We start from the raw sequence: 21,496 nt of genomic DNA on the forward strand, positions 1-21,496 counted from the left end.
TGCGGTCGAGCGTGGTGTCGTACGTCGTGCTGCGGACGATTCTCGCACCCGGCACCGACAGCGGCGGTCCGCGACCCCGCGGCGGCGTGCGCCGCGCGGCCGGCCCCACGGCGGCGACGCTCAGCGGCGGATCAGGCCCTGGGCGGTGGCGGCGGCGACCGCGGCGGTGCGGGAGTCGACGCCCAGCTTGGAGTAGATGTGGACGAGGTGGGACTTGACGGTCGCCTGGCTGAGGAAGAGCCGCTTGCTGATCGCCGCGTTGGACAGGCCGTCGGCGACGAGCTGGAGGACCTCGGTCTCGCGGCGGGAGAGGGCGGTGGCGGGCGTCCGCATGCGGTCCATCAGGCGCAGCGCGACGGTCGGGGCGAGCGCGGACTTCCCGGCGGCGGCGGCCCGCACCGCGGCGGCGAGCTCGTCCGGCGGGGCGTCCTTGAGGAGGTAGCCGGTGGCGCCGGCCTCGATGGCGGCGAGGATGTCGGCGTCGCTGTCGTAGGTGGTCAGGATCAGGACCCGGGGGGCTCCGGGGCGGCCGGTGATCTCGGCGGTGGCCCGGGACCCCAGCATCCGGCCGCCGAACTGGAGGTCCATGAGGACCACGTCGACGTCGAGCCGCCCGGCCAGTTCCACGGCCTCCTCGGCGGTGGGGACGTCGGCGGCGATCTCGAAGTCCGGCTCGGTCTCCAGGACGGCGCGGAGTCCGGCACGGACGACGGGGTGGTCGTCGGCGAGCAGCAGCCGGACGGGGGCGGCGGGTGCGGTCACGGGGCGGCTCCCGGTGCGGTCTCGGGGGCGGCGGACGGGTCGGGGCAGGGCAGGGTGACGGCGAGTGCGGTGCCCTCCCCGGGGGCGGACTCGACGGCGAGGGTGCCCTGGAGGGCGCGGGCCCGGGCGCGCATCGCGGCCAGCCCGAAGCCGGAGTCGCCGGCCGCCGCGGAGCCGGGCGGCGGGACCTCGGCGGGCAGGAACCCGGCGCCGTCGTCGACGACGTCCAGGGCGACCTCGGTGTCCATGTAGCTCAGGGTCAGCTCGACGCGGCCGGCGGCGGCGTGCTGGACGGTGTTGGCGAGCGCGGACTGGGCGATGCGCAGCAGGGCGACCTCGTGCGGGGTGGGCAGCGGGGCGGGGACGCCGGAGACCTGGCAGTGCACGACCAGCCCGGAGGTGCGGGCGGTGGCGGCGCACAGCCGCTCCAGGGCGGCCGGCAGCGAACCGGCCTCCAGGTCGGGCGGGCTTAGCGCGCGGACGAAGCGGCGCGCCTCGGCGAGGTTGTCGACGGCGGCCGTACGGGCCTGCCGGATGTGGCCGAGGGCGGTCTCCGGCCGCTCCGGCACGGCCCGCTCGGCGGCCCGGAGCAGCAGCTGGATGCTGGACAGGCCCTGGGCGAGGGTGTCGTGGATCTCGCGGGCCAGCCGCTCCCGTTCGGCGAGGACGCCGGCGGCCCGCTCCGCGACGGCCAGTTCGCTGCGGGCCTCGGTGAGCTCCTCGATGAGGCGGCGGCGCTGTTCGCTCTCCCGGTAGAGGGCCTGGTAGCCGAGGACGACGGCGACCGCGACCGCGGCGCCCAGGACGGGGCCGATGACCGTGCCGACGCTGAGGGTGTGGGTGTGCCAGGCGAATCCGGCGATGGCGAGGGCCGTACTGGCCGCGACGGCGGGCAGTGCCCAGCGCAGCGGCAGCAGGTGCAGCTCGACGAAGAAGAGCGGGAAAGCCAGCCAGACGCCGTCCGGGGTGAGTGCCAGCAGCACCATCCAGACCGCGACCACGGCGGCGAGCCAGAGCCCGGCGGCGCGGGAGGAGCTGCGGACCCGGGGCAGTACGGGGCCGAGGACGTAGAGCGTCAGCAGGACCACGGCGGTGGCGAGCACGGCCGGTGCGGTGGGCCTCCCGTCGGCCACCGCGCGTACGGCGGCGAGCGCGAGCAGCGCGGCCACCATCAGGTGGAGGCACAGGCGCAGCACGCGCAGAACAGGGGTGAGGGAGTGGTCGGTCCTGGCTTCTTCGGTCACGGCCCCTTCAGGCTACGGTCCGGTTCCGCCGCCGGCATCAATCGAAAGGTGGAGCGCGGGCATCCAAAGGTGGAGGCCGGAGCGCATCTTTCGGCCCCGGTGAACCACACCTGGGCGCGATGCCCGGCACCCGCGCGGTGGGCGACGGTGGGAGCCAGTCGCCGGGCAGCGGGTCCGGCACCGTTGTCGAGGATGGCCGCGCCGGTGTTCGTCGCCTGGAGAGATCTGAGATTCGCCAAGGGCCGGTTCGCCCTGATGGGGACCGTCGTCACTCTGATCACGGTGCTGGTGGGGCTGCTGTCCGGCCTGACGGCGGGGCTGGGCCGGGAGAACACCTCGGCGATCACCGCGCTCCCCGCCGACCACCTGGTCTTCTCCGCTCCCGCCGGGGACGGCAAGCCGTCGTTCACCGATTCCCGGCTGCCGGAGCGGACGGTACGGGAGTGGGCTCGGGTGCCCGGTGTACGGAGCGCGGAACCGCTGGGGATCGCCACCACGAAGGCCGAGGGGGCCGGCGGGAAGTCGGCGGCGGTGTCGGTGTTCGGGGTGCGGCCCGGGTCGCACCTGGCGCCGTCCGCGGGGCCGGCCGGGGACGGCACGGTGGTGTTGTCCGAGAAGGCCGCCTCGACGCTCGGTGTACGGGCCGGCGACCGGGTCTCGCTGGGCGGCCGGAAGCTCGCGGTGGCGGCGGTGTCGGGCGCGGCGATGTACAGCCACACGCCGGTGGTGTGGGCCTCGCTGGGCGACTGGCACCGGCTGTCCGGGAGCCCCGGCGGTGCGGACTCCGGAGGCGCGACCGTGCTCGCCCTGTCCACCACCGGGACGGACGGCCTGGCCGCCGCCGACCGCCGGCTGGACACCAGGACGGTGGCCGCCCAGGACGCCCTGACCGCGATCGGTTCGTACAGCGCCGAGAACGGCTCGCTGCAGTTGATGCGCGGCTTCCTGTTCGCGATATCCGCGCTGGTCATCGGGGCGTTCTTCACGGTCTGGACGATCCAGCGCAGCGGCGACGTCGCGGTGCTCAAGGCGCTCGGCGCCTCGACCCGCTACCTGCTGCGGGACGCCCTCGGCCAGGCCGTCGTCCTGCTGGTCGTCGGCACGGCCCTGGGGACCGCGATGGCGGCCGGGGTGGGCGCCGCGGTGGGCGGCACCGTGCCGTTCGTGCTCGACCCGTCCACCGTGCTGGTCCCCGCCCTGATCATGATCGCGCTGGGTGCCGTGGGCGCCGCGCTGTCCATCCGCCGCATCACGTCCGTCGATCCGCTGACCGCCCTGGGAAGTGCCCGATGAGCCTCGAACTGTCCGATGTCACCCTCACCTACCCCGACGGCGACACGCGGCTGACCGCGCTGGACGCGGTGTCGCTGACCGTGCCGGCTGGCTGCCTGACGGCGGTGGTCGGGCCGTCCGGGTCCGGCAAGTCCAGCCTGCTGGCAGTGGCCGCGACGCTGATCCGGCCGGACCGCGGGCGGGTGGTGATCGCCGGCCGGGACACCGCGGGCCTGAGCCGCGCGGAGCTGACGACGCTGCGCCGCACCACCATCGGGACGGTCTTCCAGCAGCCGAACCTGCTGCCGGCGCTGACGGCGGCCGAGCAGCTCCAGGTGATGGCCCATCTGGACGGCCGCTCGCCCCGTACGGCGCGGTCCCGGGCGCGGGAGCTGCTGGCGGCGGTGGGCCTGGCGGACCAGGCGGACCGGCGTCCGCACCAGTTGTCGGGCGGCCAGCGGCAGCGGGTCAACATCGCCCGGGCGCTGATGAACGAGCCCTCGGTGCTGCTGGTCGACGAGCCGACCAGCGCACTGGACCACGAGCGGGGCGCGGCGGTCCTCGGCCTGCTGACCGAGCTCACCCACGCCCGCGGCACCGCGACGGTGCTGGTCACGCACGACCGCTCCCACCTGGACGCGGTGGACGCGGTGGCGGAGGTGCTGGACGGCCGGCTGACCTCAGGGGCGGGCGCCGGGGTGTGAGTGTGTACGGGACGGGCGGGGGCACCGGCCCGTCCCGTACACGCGGGGGCTAGTCGTCACGGTGCGAGAAGGTGGGGAACAGGCCGTGCTCGTCGGTCACCCGCCTCTTGCCGGCTCCGCTCTCGGGCGTGGACTCCTCGGCCTCCGGGGCGGCCTGCCCCGACCGCTCCGGGGCGCGCTCGTCGTCCCGGGCCCGGCCCTCGCGACGACCGCGCTTGCGCTGCGCGTCCGGTTCCCGCTGCTCCGCCATGACGTCCCCTTTCCTCGATGCGCCGGTCCTCGGCGGTGCCGGCTGCGGCCCGCGGTGGGCCGCTTCCTGACCAGGAACGCACCGAATCGGGACAGCAGTGCGCTGCAGCTGCCCCGTTCGGGTGGCGGGTCGGTGCGGGATTGACGCGATCCGGCCGGCGCGGGCCGTACCGGAGCGGGTCAGGCGCCGGGCGCGTGCGGCTGGTCGTCGGCGGCGTGCGAGAACAGCTTGAGGACGGGGACGCCGACCTTGTGGCGAGCCCGGGAGGCCCAGTCCCGGTGGAAGAACTCCTCGACGAAGTGCGGGGTGGTCAGCACGATCACCTCGTCGGCTCCGGTCTCGTCGACCACCGACTTCAGCAGGTCCAGCGGATGGTCCTCGACCACCTGGCCGACCGCCTCGGAGCCCGCAGCGCGCAGCGCCTCCAAGGTGTGCGACAGGCCCTGTTCGGCGGGGAGCACGGCGTTCGCCCCGCCGGGCTCGTCGCCCTCCCGCACGGCGTCCTCGAACTCCCCGAGCGCCACGTCGTCGATGGCCCGCAACAGGACGTCCTGTTTGCCGCGCGGCTGCATGAGGACGACGAAGGAGACCGGGTCATCGCCGTGCAGGGTGGTGACGAACTCCACATCGGCGGGCGTCAGGGGCTTCTCGATCATCAATACGCTCGTGAACACGACGGACGCCCTTCTTCGCTTCGGCACCACTCGCCGCGGTGCCCACAGAAACCATCCTGCCCCGTCGCCACACGGGACCTGTCGGCTTTTAGTGTGCCCAACACAAGCTAAGCGGAACAGATAATTCCGCTCAATTGAGAACCTGCGGCGCTGTCAGAACCGGCGGTAACGGGTGAACAGGAATCCGGAGTCCTCCAGCACGGACGCCAGCGCGAACCGCGTGGGAACCGCGACCGCGGGCCCGTCCATGATCCGCTGCGCATCGCCCACCGCCACCACCGGGGCCAGCGACAGACACATCTCGTCCAGCGCCCCGGCCGCCGCGAACTGCCCCAGCAGGCGCGGCCCGCCCTCGGTGAGCAGCCGGGTGTGCCCCCGTTCGGCCAGCACCTCCGCCACCCGGGCCGGGTCGACGCCCAGCCCCTCGCCGGCGAAGAGCACCTCGACGCCCGCCGCCCGGGCCGCGCGCACCCGGTCCTCGGGGGCATCGGCACCGGTCAGCACCAGGGTGGGCACCAACGGCTCGGTGAACAGCGGCAGGGCGAAGTCCAGCTCCAGGCCCGCGGTCACCACCGCGATGGCGGGGGCCGGGCCCTGTCCGGCGGCGGCCCGCCGGTCGGCGAACGCGGCCCGGGCGCGGGCCGGCCGGTAGCCCTCCCGCCGGACCGTCTCGGCGCCCACCACCACCGCGTCCGAGAGCGCCCGCAGCACTCCGAAGATCCGCATGTCGGCATCCCCGGAGAGCGGCTGCGAACGCCCCTCGTGGTGCGCCGCGCCGTCCAGGGAGGACACCATGTTGGCGCGCAGCCAGCCGGGGCGGCCGGCCCGCACCGGGTCGTCCGCCGCCGGGTACGCATAGGCCGTGGCCAGCTCGTCCAGCGTCCACTCGCGGTCGGTGGTCGCATCGGGACCGGCGGTCCGGTCGGCCTCCGGGGCGGGGGTGGTCGGGGTGGGGAAGGGGAACAGGCGTCGCATGGGCGCAGTGTGACATGCCTCGCTCACCCGGTCGGGTGATGCCGCGCAGCGACTAGGCTGGACGGCTGTGTCACCTTCCCACTGCTCGCCCTCCCCCGCCCCCTCTCCGATAGCCGCGCCCCCGGCCGACGGGGACCGCGCCCCGGCGCCCACCGCGCTCAGCTCCCGCGCGCCGCACGTCCCGGCCGAGCGCCTGGTCGCCGAGATGGTGCCGCCGCCGCGCTTCCAGGGCGCCCGCTTCGACACCTACCTGCCGGACCCGCGGCAGCCCAGCCAGGCCGAGGCCGTGCAGGTCCTGCGGACGTTCGCCGCGGGCATCGACGGCGCGGACGCGGACACCGGCGGGAAGCGGCGCTGGTTCTCCCGGGGACCGAAGAAGACCGTCGCGCCCAAGGGTCCGCGCGGGGTCTATCTGGACGGCGGCTACGGCGTCGGCAAGACCCACCTGCTCGCCTCCCTCTGGCACGCGACCCCCGCCGCCCCCGAGCTCAAGGCGTTCGGGACCTTCGTCGAGCTGACCAACCTGGTCGGCGCCCTCGGTTTCCAGCAGACGGTGCGCACGCTCGGCTCCCACCGGCTGCTGTGCATCGACGAGTTCGAGCTGGACGACCCCGGCGACACGGTGCTGGTCTCCACCCTGCTGGGCAAGCTGGTGGAGGCCGGTGTGGCGCTGGCCGCCACCTCCAACACGCTGCCCGGCAAGCTCGGCGAGGGCCGGTTCGCCGCCGCCGACTTCCTGCGCGAGATCCAGGGCCTGAGCGCCCACTTCCGCGCCCTGCGCATCGACGGCGAGGACTACCGGCACCGCGGCCTGCCCGAGGCGCCCGCCCCGTACGACGACGAGACGGTGACCCGCGCGGCGCACCACACCCCGGGCGCCTCGCTCGACGACTTCCCGGCCCTCCTGCACCACCTCTCGACGGTGCACCCCAGCCGGTACGGCGCGATGTGCGACGGCATAACGGCGGTCTGCCTCACCGACGTGCAGGCGGTTCCGGACCAGTCCACCGCGCTGCGCCTGGTGGTGCTCGCCGACCGGCTCTACGACCGGGAGGTGCCGGTGCTGGCCTCCGGCAAGCCCTTCGACGAACTGTTCAGCGACGAGATGCTGCGCGGCGGCTACCGGAAGAAGTACTTCCGCGCCATCTCCCGGCTGACCGCGCTGGCCCGGGACGCCAAGACGCTGGTGGCGTAGCCGGCGACCGGCCGTCCGGCGAGCCGGTCAGCCCGAGCAGGCCGAGCGCTGGGCCTCCTGCCACTCGCAGACCGGGCAGCGGACGATGCCCGGCCGGAACGCCGGGTATGCGGTCGGACGGCCGCACTCGACGCAGTCGGCGCGCGGCGGGCCCGCGTCGGCGCCGGGGGCCTCCGGGCCCGGGTCGTCCGGATCGGGCGTGGGGTGCGGATCGGTGCGGGGCATGGGGCGAGCGTACGCCGCGGACCCGGAGCCCTCAGCCGCGGCGCCCGCTGAGGGCGCAGGCCAGGGCCGTGGCGGCGGACGCCAGCGGCACCGCGACGGCGAGCGACGGCCAGGGCACGGCGACGGTGCCCCGCTCGGAGCCGGTGATCATGCCGCGCAGCGCGGCGTTGGCGGGCGACGCGCCCAGGACGAGGACCAGCAGCGCGGCGATCAGCCCGACCGGGACGCCCCAGCCGGGGCGGCGCAGCACCGGCGGGGAGCACAGCGCGCCGATCCCGATGCCCAGCACGAGGCAGACCGACGCGGTGAGCAGCCCGGCGCCGGTCGCGGGCAGCACCGGGACCGCGACCCGATGGCCGGTCGAGTGCGGGTCGGAGAGCAGCGCGACGAAGGCCGTCCCGGCGAGTGCGAGGACCAGCGCCGCGCCGACCGCGGCCAGCAGCGCGGCGAGGTGCGCCCGGCCGGGTCCGGCGGCGGCCGCCACACAACTGCGGGCGGCCGGCGGCTCGTTGGTGGCACAGATCCGGGCCAGCCAGACGGAGACCGGCAGCAGCCCGCCGGCGGCGTAGCCGTACGCGTCCAGGATCGGGCCGCCGGTCTGGACGCCGATCGCGAGGAACGCCGCGTAGGCGAGGAGCGGCGGCAGCCAGCGGTAGGAACCGACGAGCAGCACCGCCTGATAGCGGACCAGCGCGGGCAGGGAGGCGGTCATGACCGGGGGGCCTCTCCGGGAGCAGGGGTTCCGGTGGTTCCGGGGCCGGGCGGCTCGGCGGCGACCGCCCGGATGTGCCAGGGCGGGCGCGCGGTGAGCAGGGTGCGCAGCAGGGCGTCGGAGTGAACGGTGGCGACGGTGAGCCGCAGGCTGTTGCCGGGACCGGGGGCGAGGTCCGGCGCGCCCGGCAGGCCGGGCGGCGGCGGGCTGCCCGGCGGACCCTCCGCCTCGACGACGGTCCGCGGGCCGGCACCGGCGTCGACCCCGTCGGCCGGCTCGGCGGCGGTACCGGGCTCCCGGGGCAGCAGCCGGCCGTCGGCGACGCGGTAGCGGGCGCTCGCGGCCCCGGCCAGTCGGCGTGGGTCGTGGTCGACGAAGACCACGGTGCCGCCGGCGGCGACCCGTTCGGCGACCGCGCGGTCGAGGGTGTCGCGGGCGGCCGGGTCCAGCCCGGTCCACGCCTCGTCCAGGACGAGGAGTTCGGGCTCGGCGAGCAGTGCCTGGGCGACCGCGACCTTCTGACTCGTCCCCTTGGACAGCTCGGCCAGCGGGGTCCGGGCGTGCCCGGCGGCGCCGAAGCGCGCCAGCCACTCGGCGGCACGGTCCGCCGCCTCCGGTGTCCGCAGGCCGTGGACGCGGCCGAGGTGGGCGAGGTAACCGGCGGCGGTGAACGGCAGGGCGGCCGGGAACCGCTCGGGCACGTAGGCGGTGCGCGGGCGCCCGGTGATCCGACCCGTGGTGGGCCGGTCGATGCCGGCGAGCAGCCGCAGCAGCGTGGACTTGCCGCTGCCGTTGGTCCCCTCGATGCGCAACAGCGCGCCCGCCGGCACATCGAGCCGCACCTCGCGCAGCACCCAGGGCCCACGCAGGCCGTAGCGCCGCCCGACCCCGTCCAGCCGCATCCGCTGCGCTTCCTGCCGCGGCATCGGCCGCACCTCCCCCGTTCCCCTGTTCCCCTGTAGCCGCCGACGGTAGCCGGGCGCGGGCAACACCGCGTCGTCGGGCGCGGGTTCGGCGACCGTCGGCGGTCGCGAGGGGGACTGTCGGCGGTCGCGAGGGGGACTGTCGGCGGTCGCGAGGGGGACTGTCGGTGGCGGCTGGCAGACTGATCGGGTGACCAGTACCGAGACCGCCGGCCCGTCCGGCGAGCACAGCGCACCCACCCGGATCGACGACCAGCGGGCGCAGGCCCCCACGGAGCCGGCGCCGGAGTACGTCCTGCCACTGGTGGTGCGCGTGGAGCGGGCCGCACCCCCCGGGCGCACGGACGCGCTGGAGACCGCGGCGCGGGCGGTGCTGGTGCTGCTCTCCGACGAGCGGGCCACCGACGCGGGCGAGTGGGCCCGGGCGGTGCACGACTGGCAGGACTCCCGGATACGGAAGGTGGTCCGGCGGGCACGCGGAGCGGAGTGGCGACGGGCCGAGGCCCTGCCCGGCATCACGGTCACCGGCCGCGAGGCCGAGGTGCGGGTCTTCCCGCCGGTGCCGCTGGACGGCTGGCCGAAGGACCTCGCCCGGCTCCAGGTCTCCGGCACCGAGCTGGACGAACCGCAGGCCCCCGCGGAGCCCGCGGACGGCGCGCCGGTGCTGTGGCTCAATCCCGGGCTGAAGATGTCGGCGGGCAAGGCGATGGCACAGGCCGGGCACGGCGCACAACTGGCCTGGTGGGAGCTGTCCACGGCGGAGCGGGAAGCCTGGCGCGCGGCAGGGTTCCCGCTGGCCGTGCGCACCGCGACGCCCGCGGCCTGGCCGGCACTGACGACCAGCGGACTGCCCGTGGTGCGGGACGCCGGGTTCACCGAGATCGCACCCGGGAAAACCGTGGTGACCGAAGGGGGCAGTCGATTCTGCCCCCTCCCCCGCACACGGCGGCCCTAGGGTCTGTCCGACGGGTCATGGCCGGGCGGGGCGGCTGCGCCGGCGGTAGCGCCGCCGAGGGTGCCGAACGCGGGTGACGCCGTGACGTGACGAACGCCGCGCGGCTTCTTCACGTGTGACCAAGCGTGACCGAGAAGTGGGCTCGCGCGGCCGTGTCCCACCCTGCCTTCCCACGAGCACAGCACCGAGTCGGCACTCGCCGGCACCCCGGCACCCCGGCACCCCGGCACCCCGGCACCCCGGCACCCCGGCACCCCGGCACCACCCTGCGCATCAGCGCCACCGGCCGCGAATCGACCAATCCCGACGGCGAGTTCAGTGCCCGGTACGGAATCGGCGCGTCGGGGTTCAGTGCCGCTGCTCGATGGCAGTCGCTTCGGCGGTGGTCTTCAGCTCGCGCAACCATGCTTCGAGGCCCTGGCGGAGGATCGCGGTCGCGGCGGGAACGTTCGCGTCGACCTGGGCGCCGGTGTGGGTCTCCTCGGTGCTCACCCGGACCCCTCCCTCGACCTCGGTGAAGTTCCATACGTGGACGCCGTCGATGCGCAGTCCCGCGCCGACCGCGGGGCCGGTCCAGCGGATGCAGGAGTTGCGCTTGAGCTGTCGGACGGTCGAGGTGATCTCCAACTCGGTGGCGGGAGTCGTGGGGTTGGGCGGTACCGGGGTCGTCCAGCGGAACGCCGACCCCTTCCGGAAGGGGCCGTGGTCGAGGCGTTCCATGGTGCTGACGCCGGCCTGCCAGGACGGCCAGCGCACCACGTCGGTCTGCAGCTTCCAGATGGTGCGCAACGGCGCGTGGATCACGGCCTCGGTCCGGTAGCGGACCTGCGCGTGGGGGTCGACGCCGCCCCCGCGGCAGGTGAGGGAGGGGCCGGCACGGTGCGGGGTGGCCCCGGCGGGCGGGGCGGCGGCGCCGAGGAGGCCGATGACGAGCGGCACGGCGAACAGGACGGCGCGGGGGCGAGTGCGGGCGTGGGTACGGGTGCGGGTACCAGCGCTTGCGCCGGGGCTGGGGCTGGCGATGCCGGACATGGGGTTCCCCTTGTCGGTTGTTGGGCTCTTGCCTGCTGTTGGGGTCTCATCGGTTGCCGAGGCGCCCGGTCGGATTCCGTGAGGGCGGTGCCTGTTGAGCCCGCAGCGGTGCACGCCGCCCCCTCACACGACCGTTAGACTCTTAGCCGTTCGTTAGAAGTTATAACTATCGGGAGGGCGGGCGGTCAAGAGATCGCGTGATAGGTTCTAACGAAATCTTGAGGGCATAGGCGAGCGGGCGGGGAAGGCGGCAGGTCATGGACGGGACGGACCCGAAGACCCCTCGGGAGCGCTACCGCGCCCAGGTGCGCGCGGAGATCAAGGAACGCGCCTGGGAGCAGATCGCCACAGCGGGGGTGTCCGCGCTCTCCCTCAACGCGGTCGCCAAACAGATGGGCATGAGCGGACCCGCGCTCTACCGCTACTTCGCCAGCCGCGACGAGCTGATCACCGCACTCGTCAAGGACGCCTACCAGAGCCTCGCCGAGGCCCTCCGCACCACCTCGGTCGGCGGTGCCGACCTGGCCGTGCTGGCGCACGCCCTGCGCGGCTGGGCCTTGGCGGATCCTCAGCGGTACTTCCTCGTCTACGGCACCCCCGTGCCCGGCTACCACGCCCCCGCGGACATCACCGGCATCGCGGACCAGATCATGACCGTCCTGCTCGACGCCTGCACAGCCCTCGCGGCGGACGAACCGACGACACCGTTCGGCGCCCACCTGGAAGCGCACCGGGAATGGGCCCGCGACCACCCCGCCCCACCGGCGGCTCTCCACAAGGCCCTGACCTTCTGGTCCCGGTTGCACGGCGTCCTGTCCCTGGAGCTCGCCGGCCATTTCAGCGGCATGGGCCTGGACCCCGCCCTGTTCTTCGCGGCCGAACTGGACGGCCTGCTGGCCCCCGGAGCGTGACGTCGTAAGCGGGGCGACGACCGGGCCGCCGGCGGCGGGCCCCGGTGGACCGCTCCCCCCGTCCCCGCCGGCGGCCCGGCCCGCGGCGGGACATACCGTGTCACCCATGCTGACCTCGCTCATCGGCTTCACCGTGGTGGCCGCACTGCTCACCGTCTCCCCCGGCCCGGACTTCGCGGTGGTGCTGCGGACCGCGCTCGGCTCGGGGCGGCGCGCCGCGCTGTGCAGTGCGCTGGGCATAGCCGCCGGCTGCTTCGTGTGGGGACTGGCCGGGGCGGTGGGACTGACCGCGATGCTGGCCGCCTCGCAGACCGCGTACGACGCGCTGCGGGTGACCGGCGCCGTCTATCTGGTGTGGCTCGGGGTGCAGGCGCTGCGCGGCGCCCGGCGTCGGCGCGGCGCGGACGCGGCGGAGGACGGGCCGGCGGAGGAGACCGCTCCGGCCGTACCGGGCAGCCCCTGGCGGGCGTTCCGCGGTGGGCTGCTGACCAACGTCCTCAACCCCAAGGTGGGGGTGGTCTACCTCTCCCTGCTGCCGCAGTTCATCCCGCACGGCGCGCCGGTGGTCGGCACGACGCTGCTGCTGGTGGCCGTGCACGCGGTGCTGGGTGTGCTGTGGCTGGGCGGGGTGGCCCTGGCGGTGCACCGGGCGCGGGCGGTGCTGCAGCGTCCGCGGGTGCGGCGGCGGCTGGACCAGGCCACCGGCGGGGTGCTGGTGGCGCTGGGCACGGCGGTGGGGTGGGAGGTCGCCCGCTGAGCCGCGGCGGGACGCAACGGCCGGCGCACGGCACGATCCGGGCCGGCCAATGGTGAGAGAAGCTCAAATCAACCTCTGAACCGCGCGGATGCGGGATTCGCCCCGCCCGCGCCGGGTCAGGACTACCCCGACCGTGGGGAGCACAAAGGGGGAACCATGCGTCGTTTGGGGACGGGCATCGGCTGGCGGCCGGAGATCGCCGCGGAGATCGCCGCGCTGCCCGGGGTGGACTGGGTGGAGGTGGTGGCCGAGAACGTCTGCCCCGGCCATCTCCCGGACGCCCTGCGGGAGTTGCGGGAACGCGGCACGACGGTGATCCCGCACGGGGTCTCGCTCGGGCTCGGCGGCGCGGACCGGCCGGACGCCGGGCGGCTGGCGGCCCTCGCCGAGCGGGCCACCGCGCTGGAGGCCCCGCTGGTCACCGAGCACATCGCGTTCGTCCGCGCCGGCGGCCCGCTGACCGCGTCACCGGTGCTGGAGGCCGGGCACCTGCTGCCGACGCCGCGCACCCGGGACGCGCTGGACGTGCTGTGCGAGAACGTCCGGATCGCCCAGGACGCGCTGCCGGTGCCACTGGCCCTGGAGAACATCGCCGCGCTGTTCGCCTGGCCCGGCGAGGAGCTGACCGAGGGGCAGTTCCTGTCCGAGCTGGTCGAGCGCACCGGGGTCGGGCTGCTGATCGACGTCGCCAACCTCCATACCAACCACGTCAACCGCGGCGAGGACCCGACCGCGGCCCTCGACGAGCTGCCGGTCGAGGCGCTCGCCTACGTCCATGTGGCGGGCGGTGTCGAGCGGGACGGGGTGTGGCACGACAGTCACGCCCACCCGGTGACCCGGCCGGTCCTGGACGTCCTCGCGGAGCTGTGCGCCCGGACCGATCCGCCCGGCGTGCTGCTGGAGCGCGACGACGACTTCCCCGAGGGCGGCGAGCTGGCCGGTGAACTCGACGCGATCCGCGCCGTGGTGGAGGAGGCGCGCCGTGTCCGGGCGGCTTGAGGCGGTGGCGGACACCGGTCCGGCCCGTGAGCGGTTGGCGCTGGCGCAGGCCGCGCTGCTGTCCGCGCTGGTGGCCGGGACGCCCGCCCCGGAGGGCTTCGACCCGGCCCGGCTGCGGGTGCAGAGCCGGGCCCTGGCAGCCAAGCGGGCCGCGGTGGTCGCCAAGGTGGCACCGGAGCTGACGGAGATCCTCGGCGACGGCTACCGGTCGGCCTTCCTCGGCTACGCCCGGCGCCGCCCCATGGCCGGCGGCTACCGCCAGGACGCCCTGGACTTCGCGGCGTTCCTGCTGGCGCAGGACCGCCCCGCGGACCCGGTGGCACGGCGGCGGCTGACGCGCTGGTGGCGCGACCGGGCCGGGCCGCGGCCGCCGTCCGGGCGCCGCGCGGCGCAGCTCGCGCGGGCCGCCGCCCGGCGGGCAGGGACCCTGCAGCGCGCGCTGCGCCGGAAGTGAGGTGCGCCGTGTCGTTCACGCAAGGGGTGTATCTGGGCCTCGGCCTGTCGTCGCTGGCGCTGCTCGTCGGGGCCCTGGTGGTGCGGCTGCGGACGCCGGCGGTCGGGCGGGCGGCCGGACCGGCCCGTGACGTCCGGGAGTTGGCGTTCCTGGCCGGCGGGCCGGGCCGGGTGGCGGACACCGCGCTCTGGGTGATGCACAAGGACAGGCGGCTGACGATCGGCGGTCCGGGCGCGGTGACGGTGCGGCGCGCCACCGCGCACGACCCGGTGGAGACGGCCGTGCTGGACGCGGTCGCCGCCACCCCGGGCGGGGCGCTGGCCGCCGTCCGCGGGCGGGTGATGCGCAGTGCGGCGGTGCAGGAGGTCGGCGACCGGCTGGCGGCCCGGGGGCTGCTGCGCCCGCCGCGCGCCGGCCGGGGCTGGCGGCTGCTGGCCGGGCTCCAGGTGAAGGCGAGTGTCGTGCTCTTCGCCGTCGCACTGGTGCTGTCCTTCCTCGCCGTCCGCGACGGCGGTGGTCCGTGGGCGCCGCCGGTGGCCGTCCGGGTCGTCCCGGCGGTGACCGTGGGCCTGCTGGTCGGGCTGCCGTGCCGGCGGTTGTTCACCCGCCGGATCACCCGGGCGGGCCGGTCCGCCCTGGCCGCGGCCCGGCCCCGGGGCACCCGTCCCGACGACCTCCGGGGCCTGGAGGCGGCCAGGCGGGTCGCCGGGCTGGCGGTGGCGCTGGGCGGTGCCGCGGTGCTCACGGACCCGTTGTTGCGGGACCACTTCGTGCAGGCCCAGGGGGCGGTGGCGGCCTCGACACCGTCCGGCGGGTCGTCGGCGGGCTCCGGCGGGTGCGGCGGGGACGCGGGCTCGACGTGGTGCGGCTCCTCGGACGGCGGTGGGGACTCCGGATGCGGGGCGTCCTCGTGCGGCGGCGGGTCGTCGTGCGGCGGGAGTTCGGGCTGTGGGGGCTCCGGGTGCGGCGGCGGGGGCTGCGGCAGCAGTGACTGACGAACCGTCAGGTCAGGTGTCCGCGCTAAGCGGCTGGTCAGGGCGGCGAGTTCGGCGCCCCGGCCGGCCGGGGCGAAATATCCACAGGGTGAGAAGCGTCATGGCGGCCGCGCCCGCCGTCCCGTAGAACGTCCGCTATGTGGCTCCTCTTCCTCCTGCTCGCCTGGGTGGCGGCGGTCGTCTCCTGTGTCCGGGTCTGCCGCACGGCGGTCGTCACCGGCCAGGCCCGGCAGCGCACCCAGGACACCCCGCCGGACTCCGACGACGCCCACGCCGGGCTGACCCTGTACGAGACGGCCTACCTCTCCGGCGGCCCGCACCGACTCGCCGACGTGGTGCTCGTCCTCATGGCCCAACAGCGGCGGCTGCACCTCGCCCACACCGGCTGGGCCACGGTCGTCGACCCGGTCGGCCAGGACCCCGTCGAGCGGGCCGCGCTCACCGCCATCGGCCCCGAGGGACAGTGCCGCATACCCGACGTCCGGACCGCCCTGTCCGGCACCGACGCGGTCCGGGGGCTGGCCGACCGGCTGGTCGACGCCGGTCTCGCGGCGCCCGCCGCGATCCGCACCGCGGTCCGCCAGGTCCGCGGCGCCGCGCTCGTGGTGCTGTCGGCCGCCGGCGCGACCTACTGGACGGCCCCGTCCGGCGAGCCCGACCGGCTGGTGCTGGCGTGGTTCGCGCTCCCGCTGATCCTCACCCTCGGCACCTGGGCCATCGCCCGCGCGGAGTCCCGCCCGTCCACCGGCTGGGCCACCGAGGCCGGCGCGGCACGGCTGCGGCAGGAGCACCCCGGCGTGCGGGACAGACGCCCGGCGCCGGCACCGGCCGGCCTGACGGGACTCGCCCTGCACGGACCCGCCGTGCTCGTCGATCCCGGTTTGCGCGCGGCGCTCCACTCTTCCGGGGCATAGCGTCCGACACCGTCGTACGGTGCTTTACTTCGCCCTCGGTTGGCCCAACTATCCCTTTTGTATGCCCACCGTGCGACCCCGTGCAGCGAGCCCCTCCACGGAGCCCCGCACCGCGCACCATACGAAGGGACGGCTCGTGAGAGCACTTGCGTTGTACGGCGCCCTCGGGTCGCTGGTCCTGACCGGCCTCGCCTCCGCACCAGCCGGCGGCGCCGCCCCCGACCCGGCGGCGCCGCCCGCCCCCGTTCACCCCCTCGCCTTCGGCCGGTGCGCGGGCGTGGAGCACCTGCCGGCCTCCGTCGAGTGCGGCACGCTCACCGTCCCGCTCGACTACGCCCGGCCGCACGGCAAGCAGATCAAGCTGACCGTCAGCCGGACCCGGGCCACCTCGTCCGCGGAACGGCAGGGCGCCCTGGTCTTCAACCCCGGCGGCCCCGGCGCGTCCAGCATGCAGTTCCCCCTCTACGGCGCGCTGCCGACCTGGCGCCGGACCGCCCGCGCCTACGACTTCGTCGGCTATGCGCCGCGCGGGGTGGGGCGCAGCGCCCCGCTGTCCTGCCAGGACCCCAAGGACTTCACCAAGGCGCCCACGGACAGCCCGCGGTACCCCAGCGAGTCCTTCAAGCAGAAGAAGGTGGCGGAGGCGAAGGCGTACGCCCACGGCTGCGCCCAACGGGCCGGCGCCGACCTGCCGTTCTACAACTCGGTCAACAACGCCCGGGACCTGGACATGCTGCGGGCGGCGCTCGGCGAGAAGAAGCTGACGTTCATGGGCGCGTCCTACGGGACGTACTTCGGGGCGGTCTACGCGACGCTGTTCCCCGGCCATGTCCGCCGGATGGTCTTCGACAGCGTGGTCAACCCCGATCCCCGGCAGATCTGGTACCAGAACAACCTCGACCAGAGCGTCGCCTTCGAGCGCCGCTGGGGCGACTGGCTGCGCTGGGTCGCCAAGCACGACGCCACCTACCACCTGGGATCCGACAAGCAGGCGGTGCAGCACTCCTACGACACCGTCATCCAGCGGCTGCGGCACGCGCCGGTCAACGGGAAGATCGGCCCCGGGCAGCTCCAGGCGGCGTACCTCAAGACCGGCTACAACGACGCGTTCTGGCCGATGCGCGCCGAGGCGCTGTCGAAGTACCTGCGCGGCGACGCCCAGCTGTTGATCGCCCAGGCACTGCCCTCCGGGGACGGCCAGGGCGAGGAGAACGCCAACGCCGTCTACACCGCCGTCGAGTGCAACGACTCGGCCTGGCCGCGCAACTGGCACGTCTGGGACCGGGACAACACCGCCCTCGCCCGCACCGCGCCGTTCGAGACCTGGGACAACGCCTGGATGAACCTGCCGTGCGCCTTCTGGCCGGAGCGCCGGCAGTCGGCGCAGGCCGGCGTCGAGGAGGCGATCCGCACCACCACCCAGCGGGCCGTCAAGGGCGCGTCGGCCGGGGACGCCCTGGCCCACGCCTCCCAGCAGGCCGCCGACACCGACCTGGACGACGCGCTGTACGGGCGGGGCCGCCCGCTGGACATCCGCACCGAGCCCGGCGCGCTGCCGCCGGTGCTGCTGCTGGCCGCCGAACGGGACGCGGCCACCCCCTACCCGGGCGCGTTGGAGCTGCAGCGGCGGCTGCCCGGCTCGTCCCTGGTGACCGAGCGGGCCGCGGGCACCCACGGCATCGCGTACGGCGAGAACCTCTGTGTGAACGCCTACGTCGAGACGTACCTGCTGCGCGGGCAGGTCCCCGGGCACCGGTCGTACTGCGGACCGCGCGCCGAGCCGGTGCCGGGGCAGCCGCTCCAGCGGGCCCGGCCGACGCTGGTGCAGCAGGTGAAGGGACGGTAGCCGCCCCGGAGCGTGGAGGTCGGGGCCGTCCCTTCGGGGGCGGCCCCGACCTCCGTGTTCCGGGGTGTCCGACCGGTCAGGCCAGGCCGGCGACCAGCTCGGCGACCGGCTTGCGGCGGCCGGTGTAGAACGGGATCTCCTCGCGGACGTGCCGGCGCGCCTCGGAGCCGCGCAGGTGACGCATCAGGTCGACGATGCGGTGGAGCTCGTCGGCCTCGAAGGCGAGGATCCACTCGTAGTCGCCGAGCGAGAAGGAGGCGACGGTGTTGGCGCGGACGTCGGGGAAGCCGCGGGCCATCTTGCCGTGGTCGGCGAGCATCCGGCGGCGGTCCTCGTCGGGGAGGAGGTACCAGTCGTAGGAGCGCACGAACGGGTAGACGCTCACGTAGTCGCGGGCGTGCTCGTCGGCCAGGAAGGCCGGGATGTGCGACTTGTTGAACTCGGCGGGACGGTGCAGCGCCATGTTCGACCAGACCGGCTCCAGCGCGCGGCCCAGACGGGTGCGGCGGAAGCGGTTGTACGCCTCCTGGAGGTCGTCGGAGTTCTCCGAGTGCCACCAGATCATCACGTCGGCGTCGGCGCGCAGCCCGGAGAGGTCGTAGGTGCCGCGGACCACCACGTCCTTGGCGGCGAGCTGGGCGAACAGCTCCTCGACCTCGGCGGCGTAGCCGGACCGGTCCTCGGGGAGGACGTCGCGCAGCTTGAAGACCGACCAGAGGGTGTAGCGGATGACCTCGTTGAGGTCCTTGGCCTTCTTGCCGGCGTTGGGGATCTTGTCGGAGGCGGGGGTGGAAGCGTCTGTCATGTCGTCCATTCTCACTCGCCGCCGCCGGCGAGCGCCGTCAGGGTCCCGAGGACCTCGTCGGCGGCCCGGTGCGCGGAGGCGATGCACGCCGGGATGCCGACGCCGTCGTAGAGCGCGCCGCAGACCCGCAGCGGGCCCGGCAGTCCGGCGACCGCGGCCCGGATCCGCGCCACCCGGTCCACATGGCCGACGGCGTACTGCGGCAGCCCGCCGTCCCAGCGGGTGACGGTGGTGGCCACCGGCCGGGCGGTCAGGCCGACCGCCTCGCCGAGGTCGGCGAGGGAGAGGGCGACCAGTTCGGCGTCGTCGCGCTCCAGGTCGGCCTCGTCGCCGTACCGGCCGAGGGAGGTGCGCAGCACGAAGAGGTCCGGGTCGGCCTCGGCGATCCAGTTCCACTTGTGGCTGGCGAAGGTCGACGCCTTGATCCGGTGGCCGTCGACCGGCGGGACGAGGAAGCCGCTGCCGTGCGGAACGGCCGTCAGGTCGGCGCGCCGGAAGGCCATGGTGACCAGCGCCATCGAGGCGTACTCGACGGCGGCCAGTTCGGCGGCGGCGGCCGGGGAGCCGGCACGCAGCAGGCGTTCGGCGGCCGGCGCGGGCGCGGCCAGGACCACCGCGTCGGCGGCGAGCACCCGGTCGCCGGCCTGGATGCGCCAGCCGTCCGCGGCGGTCCAGCGCAGCTCGCGCACCGGCGTGCGCAGCAGGATCTCGCCGCCCGAGCGGCGCACCGCGTCGGCGACCGCGCCCGGCAGCGTCCCGATGCCGCCGGCGATGCCCATGAAGACCGATACCGGGCCGGTCGCGGCCGGCCCCTCGGGCACGGCGGCCGCGGCGCGCTCCTGGATGCCCCGGACGCCCTCGATCAGCGAACCGCCGCGCCGGGCCGCCTCGAAGAGCTGCGGGACGGCGGCGCGCATCGAGATGCGGTAGGCGTCGCCCGCGTAGACCCCGCCGAGCAGCGGCTCGACGAGCCGGTCGACGACCTCCCGGCCGAGCCGGGCCGCGACGTACGCGCCGACCCCGATGTCGGCGCCGGCCTCGGTCGTCGGCAGCGTCCGGTCCTCCTCGATGCGCGCCAGGCCCTCCGGGGAGAGGACGCCGGAGGCGGCGAGCGGCCCGAGGTCGCCGGGGACGCCCATGACGTGCCCCTTGGGCATCGGGCGCAGCGCACCGCGGGTCCACAGGGAGGCGGTGGCGGTGCCGGGCGGCTGGAGCCGGTCGGCCAGGCCCACGGCCCGCGCCAGCTCCACCGCCTCCGGCCGCCGGGCCAGCATCGATTCGGCGCCGAGATCGACCGGCACGCCCGCGATGTCACCGGCCAGCAGCTTGCCTCCCAGGCGCTCCGACGCCTCCAGGAGGGTCACCCGGGCCCCTCCCGCCAGCAGCCGGTGCGCGGCGGCCAGCCCCGCGACACCGCCGCCGACGACCACGACATGACCGGGCGCGCCGCCCGTACCGCTGTGCGCTGTGCTCATGTCCTCCACTCTCTCAGAGCCGGTTCCGGCGCCCGGGAGCCGGTCCGGGCAGCGGGACCGTGACCTCTTCGAGATCCCGGAACGGCAACCCGCTGCCGGGGCTCCCCGTCGAACCGGCGTCACGAGCCGGCCAGTTGACCGGGCCGCCCCAAGTCCGCGCGGCCCGGCGGCCGACGACGCGGAAGGGGAACGGTCTGTCATGCGCGGATCACGGGGACGGCGGGTTGCCGGGGCGGCGGCGGTGTTGGCCGTGTCGCTGGCGGCCGCCGGGTGCGGTGCGGCGAACGGGCCCGGCGCGGCGATCGACGCGGCGGGGCCCGGCAAGGGAGCGGCGGGGGCGGCCCGGCAGCAGTCCGACGCACGGGCCGGCGGGACCGTCCGACGTACCGGCGGGGGCACCGCGGCGGACACGCCGGTGAAGCCGGCGCAGGCGCAGATCATCCGGACCGCGACGCTGACCGTGCAGACCGCGGACGTCGCCACGGCGCTCACCAGGGCGCGCGGCGCCGTCGAGGACGCGGGCGGCTACGCGGCCGACGAGACCACCGACCGGGACGCCGACGGCCGGGACCGCTCGAAGCTGGTGCTGCGGGTGCCGCCGGAGCACTACGACGCGCTGCTGACGCGGCTGTCCGGGCTGGGCAAGGTCCTCACCCGCGAGGTCTCCGCCAAGGACGTCACCGACCAGGTGGTGGACGTCGACAGCCGGGTGAAGTCGCAGCGGGCGAGCGTCGAGCGGATCCGGGCGCTGATGGACCGGGCGTCCTCGATCGGCGACATCACCGCCCTGGAGTCCGAACTGAGCACCCGGGAGGCCGACCTGGAGTCCCTGGAGGCCCAGCTGAAGTCCCTCAAGGACCGCACCGGGACGGCCACCGTCACGCTGCTGCTGCGGCAGCCCGGCGCCGCCACCGATCCCCGGCCGGACGACGGCACCTCCTTCGGGGACGCGCTGTCCGACGCCTGGCACGCCTTCACCGCGGCGGTGCGCTGGGTGCTGGTGGCGCTCGCCGGGGCACTGCCGTTCGCGGCCGTCGCGGCGGGCGGGTACGCGCTGTGGCGGGCGGTCCGCGGCCGGCCGGCGGGCACCCGGCCCGGCGGGCGGCGCCCCACGGAGACCGACGGGGGCACGGACACCGGCCCTACGGACACCCGCGCCTCGGACACCGGCCCCGCGGAAGCGGCCGGGACGGACCGGGTCACCCCGGCCGAGACGTCCGGGACGGTCAAGACGTCCCATACGACCGGGACGCCCGGGACGCCCGGCGAGTCGGGCGGAACCGGGGAGACCGGCCGGTCCGGCGCGTCCGGTGAAGGTGACCGGCCGCCCCGTTGACACCGGGCGGTGCCGGGCAAAGACTCGGGGCGGCGGGTGGCGATCTTCGTACCGCCCGGCCGCCGAGCCGGTACCGCGAGG

General features: G+C 75.4%; 21 protein-coding genes and 1 pseudogene. 11 read left to right on the forward strand and 11 right to left on the reverse strand.

The window, feature by feature from the left end; translation table 11 throughout:
- Positions 1-120 precede the first annotated feature (120 nt).
- Together SNOUR_RS11130 and SNOUR_RS11135 are read right to left on the reverse strand one after the other, a co-directional pair.
- Complete coding sequence (locus SNOUR_RS11130) at positions 121-762, reverse strand: response regulator transcription factor (protein WP_039631831.1); 642 nt, start codon at positions 760-762, stop codon at positions 121-123.
- On the reverse strand, positions 759-2,006 hold the full coding sequence (locus SNOUR_RS11135; RefSeq protein WP_067346142.1) for a sensor histidine kinase: 1,248 nt from the start codon (positions 2,004-2,006) through the stop codon (positions 759-761). The genes SNOUR_RS11130 and SNOUR_RS11135 overlap by 4 nt, the downstream gene beginning before the upstream one ends.
- A 204-nt stretch (positions 2,007-2,210) precedes the next feature.
- On the opposite strand from SNOUR_RS11135, the gene SNOUR_RS11140 reads away from it, so the two are divergent.
- Positions 2,211-3,299 carry an ABC transporter permease gene (locus SNOUR_RS11140; RefSeq protein ID WP_067346144.1) on the forward strand — a complete coding sequence of 363 codons (1,089 nt, stop codon included), beginning with the start codon at positions 2,211-2,213 and terminating at the stop codon, positions 3,297-3,299.
- The gene (locus SNOUR_RS11145) at positions 3,296-3,982 is read left to right on the forward strand and encodes an ABC transporter ATP-binding protein (RefSeq protein WP_067346146.1); all 687 of its coding nucleotides are present in this window, start codon (positions 3,296-3,298) and stop codon (positions 3,980-3,982) included. Before SNOUR_RS11140 ends, SNOUR_RS11145 begins: the two co-directional genes overlap by 4 nt.
- 49 nt (positions 3,983-4,031) lie before the next feature.
- Here the strand turns inward: SNOUR_RS11145 and SNOUR_RS11150 are convergent, their stop codons facing one another.
- The 3 genes from SNOUR_RS11150 to SNOUR_RS11160 form a co-directional block, all read right to left on the reverse strand.
- Positions 4,032-4,232 (reverse strand): hypothetical protein, encoded by a 201-nt coding sequence (locus tag SNOUR_RS11150; RefSeq protein ID WP_067346147.1) that lies wholly within the window; start codon positions 4,230-4,232, stop codon positions 4,032-4,034.
- A 179-nt stretch (positions 4,233-4,411) separates the two neighbouring features.
- Positions 4,412-4,888, reverse strand: coding sequence for an indole-3-glycerol phosphate synthase (locus tag SNOUR_RS11155; protein WP_067346149.1), 477 nt, complete (start codon positions 4,886-4,888; stop codon positions 4,412-4,414).
- 171 nt (positions 4,889-5,059) lie between these two features.
- Complete coding sequence (locus SNOUR_RS11160; RefSeq protein ID WP_067346151.1) at positions 5,060-5,881, reverse strand: pyrimidine reductase family protein; 822 nt, start codon at positions 5,879-5,881, stop codon at positions 5,060-5,062.
- 67 nt (positions 5,882-5,948) lie between these two features.
- Between SNOUR_RS11160 and zapE the strand changes: the two genes are divergently transcribed.
- Positions 5,949-7,076, forward strand: a complete 1,128-nt coding sequence (zapE, locus tag SNOUR_RS11165; protein WP_376738506.1) for a cell division protein ZapE — start codon at positions 5,949-5,951, stop codon at positions 7,074-7,076.
- A 27-nt stretch (positions 7,077-7,103) separates the two neighbouring features.
- Here the strand turns inward: zapE and SNOUR_RS11170 are convergent, their stop codons facing one another.
- Genes SNOUR_RS11170 through SNOUR_RS11180 form a run of 3 tightly spaced genes read right to left on the reverse strand, consistent with a single transcriptional unit; the run spans position 7,104 to position 8,939 of the window.
- Complete coding sequence (locus tag SNOUR_RS11170; protein ID WP_067346153.1) at positions 7,104-7,301, reverse strand: hypothetical protein; 198 nt, start codon at positions 7,299-7,301, stop codon at positions 7,104-7,106.
- 31 nt (positions 7,302-7,332) lie between these two features.
- Positions 7,333-8,013, reverse strand: a complete 681-nt coding sequence (locus SNOUR_RS11175; protein ID WP_079142520.1) for an ABC transporter — start codon at positions 8,011-8,013, stop codon at positions 7,333-7,335.
- The gene (locus SNOUR_RS11180; RefSeq protein ID WP_376738507.1) at positions 8,010-8,939 is read right to left on the reverse strand and encodes an ATP-binding cassette domain-containing protein; all 930 of its coding nucleotides are present in this window, start codon (positions 8,937-8,939) and stop codon (positions 8,010-8,012) included. The genes SNOUR_RS11175 and SNOUR_RS11180 overlap by 4 nt, the downstream gene beginning before the upstream one ends.
- Before the next feature lie 241 nt (positions 8,940-9,180).
- Between SNOUR_RS11180 and SNOUR_RS11185 the strand changes: the two genes are divergently transcribed.
- On the forward strand, positions 9,181-9,891 hold the full coding sequence (locus SNOUR_RS11185; RefSeq protein WP_067358126.1) for a peptidyl-tRNA hydrolase: 711 nt from the start codon (positions 9,181-9,183) through the stop codon (positions 9,889-9,891).
- A 348-nt stretch (positions 9,892-10,239) separates the two neighbouring features.
- Here SNOUR_RS11185 and SNOUR_RS11190 read toward each other — a convergent pair whose 3' ends face one another.
- Complete coding sequence (locus SNOUR_RS11190; protein ID WP_067346157.1) at positions 10,240-10,923, reverse strand: SRPBCC family protein; 684 nt, start codon at positions 10,921-10,923, stop codon at positions 10,240-10,242.
- A gap of 257 nt (positions 10,924-11,180) precedes the next feature.
- Here SNOUR_RS11190 and SNOUR_RS11195 point away from each other — a divergent pair, with 257 nt between their 5' ends.
- From SNOUR_RS11195 to SNOUR_RS11220, 6 genes and pseudogenes are all read left to right on the forward strand, one after another.
- Positions 11,181-11,834 carry a TetR/AcrR family transcriptional regulator gene (locus SNOUR_RS11195; RefSeq protein ID WP_067346159.1) on the forward strand — a complete coding sequence of 218 codons (654 nt, stop codon included), beginning with the start codon at positions 11,181-11,183 and terminating at the stop codon, positions 11,832-11,834.
- A 106-nt stretch (positions 11,835-11,940) separates the two neighbouring features.
- Positions 11,941-12,591: a LysE family translocator gene (locus SNOUR_RS11200; RefSeq protein WP_067346161.1), complete on the forward strand. Its 651-nt coding sequence runs from the start codon at positions 11,941-11,943 to the stop codon at positions 12,589-12,591.
- Positions 12,592-12,747: 156 nt separating this feature from the next.
- Positions 12,748-14,044 (forward strand): annotated as a pseudogene (locus tag SNOUR_RS11205) (MbnB/TglH/ChrH family RiPP precursor modification enzyme).
- A gap of 8 nt (positions 14,045-14,052) precedes the next feature.
- Positions 14,053-15,039 carry a TIGR04222 domain-containing membrane protein gene (locus tag SNOUR_RS11210; RefSeq protein ID WP_159425852.1) on the forward strand — a complete coding sequence of 329 codons (987 nt, stop codon included), beginning with the start codon at positions 14,053-14,055 and terminating at the stop codon, positions 15,037-15,039.
- Between the two features lie 137 nt (positions 15,040-15,176).
- On the forward strand, positions 15,177-15,953 hold the full coding sequence (locus tag SNOUR_RS11215; protein WP_067346165.1) for a TIGR04222 domain-containing membrane protein: 777 nt from the start codon (positions 15,177-15,179) through the stop codon (positions 15,951-15,953).
- Positions 15,954-16,089: 136 nt separating this feature from the next.
- Positions 16,090-17,799 carry an alpha/beta hydrolase gene (locus SNOUR_RS11220; protein WP_312632539.1) on the forward strand — a complete coding sequence of 570 codons (1,710 nt, stop codon included), beginning with the start codon at positions 16,090-16,092 and terminating at the stop codon, positions 17,797-17,799.
- A 76-nt stretch (positions 17,800-17,875) separates the two neighbouring features.
- Here SNOUR_RS11220 and hemQ read toward each other — a convergent pair whose 3' ends face one another.
- Positions 17,876-18,613, reverse strand: coding sequence for a hydrogen peroxide-dependent heme synthase (gene hemQ / locus SNOUR_RS11225; RefSeq protein WP_067346168.1), 738 nt, complete (start codon positions 18,611-18,613; stop codon positions 17,876-17,878).
- Positions 18,614-18,615: 2 nt separating this feature from the next.
- A complete protein-coding gene (gene hemG, locus SNOUR_RS11230) occupies positions 18,616-20,079 on the reverse strand; it encodes a protoporphyrinogen oxidase (RefSeq protein WP_067358129.1) in 1,464 nt (487 codons plus the stop codon).
- A gap of 199 nt (positions 20,080-20,278) precedes the next feature.
- On the opposite strand from hemG, the gene SNOUR_RS11235 reads away from it, so the two are divergent.
- Entirely contained in the window at positions 20,279-21,415 is a 1,137-nt protein-coding gene (locus SNOUR_RS11235) for a DUF4349 domain-containing protein (RefSeq protein ID WP_079142522.1), read from the forward strand.
- Positions 21,416-21,496: the final 81 nt, after the last annotated feature.

Origin of the sequence: Streptomyces noursei ATCC 11455, from assembly GCF_001704275.1 — a bacterium.
Lineage (GTDB): Bacteria > Actinomycetota > Actinomycetes > Streptomycetales > Streptomycetaceae > Streptomyces > Streptomyces noursei.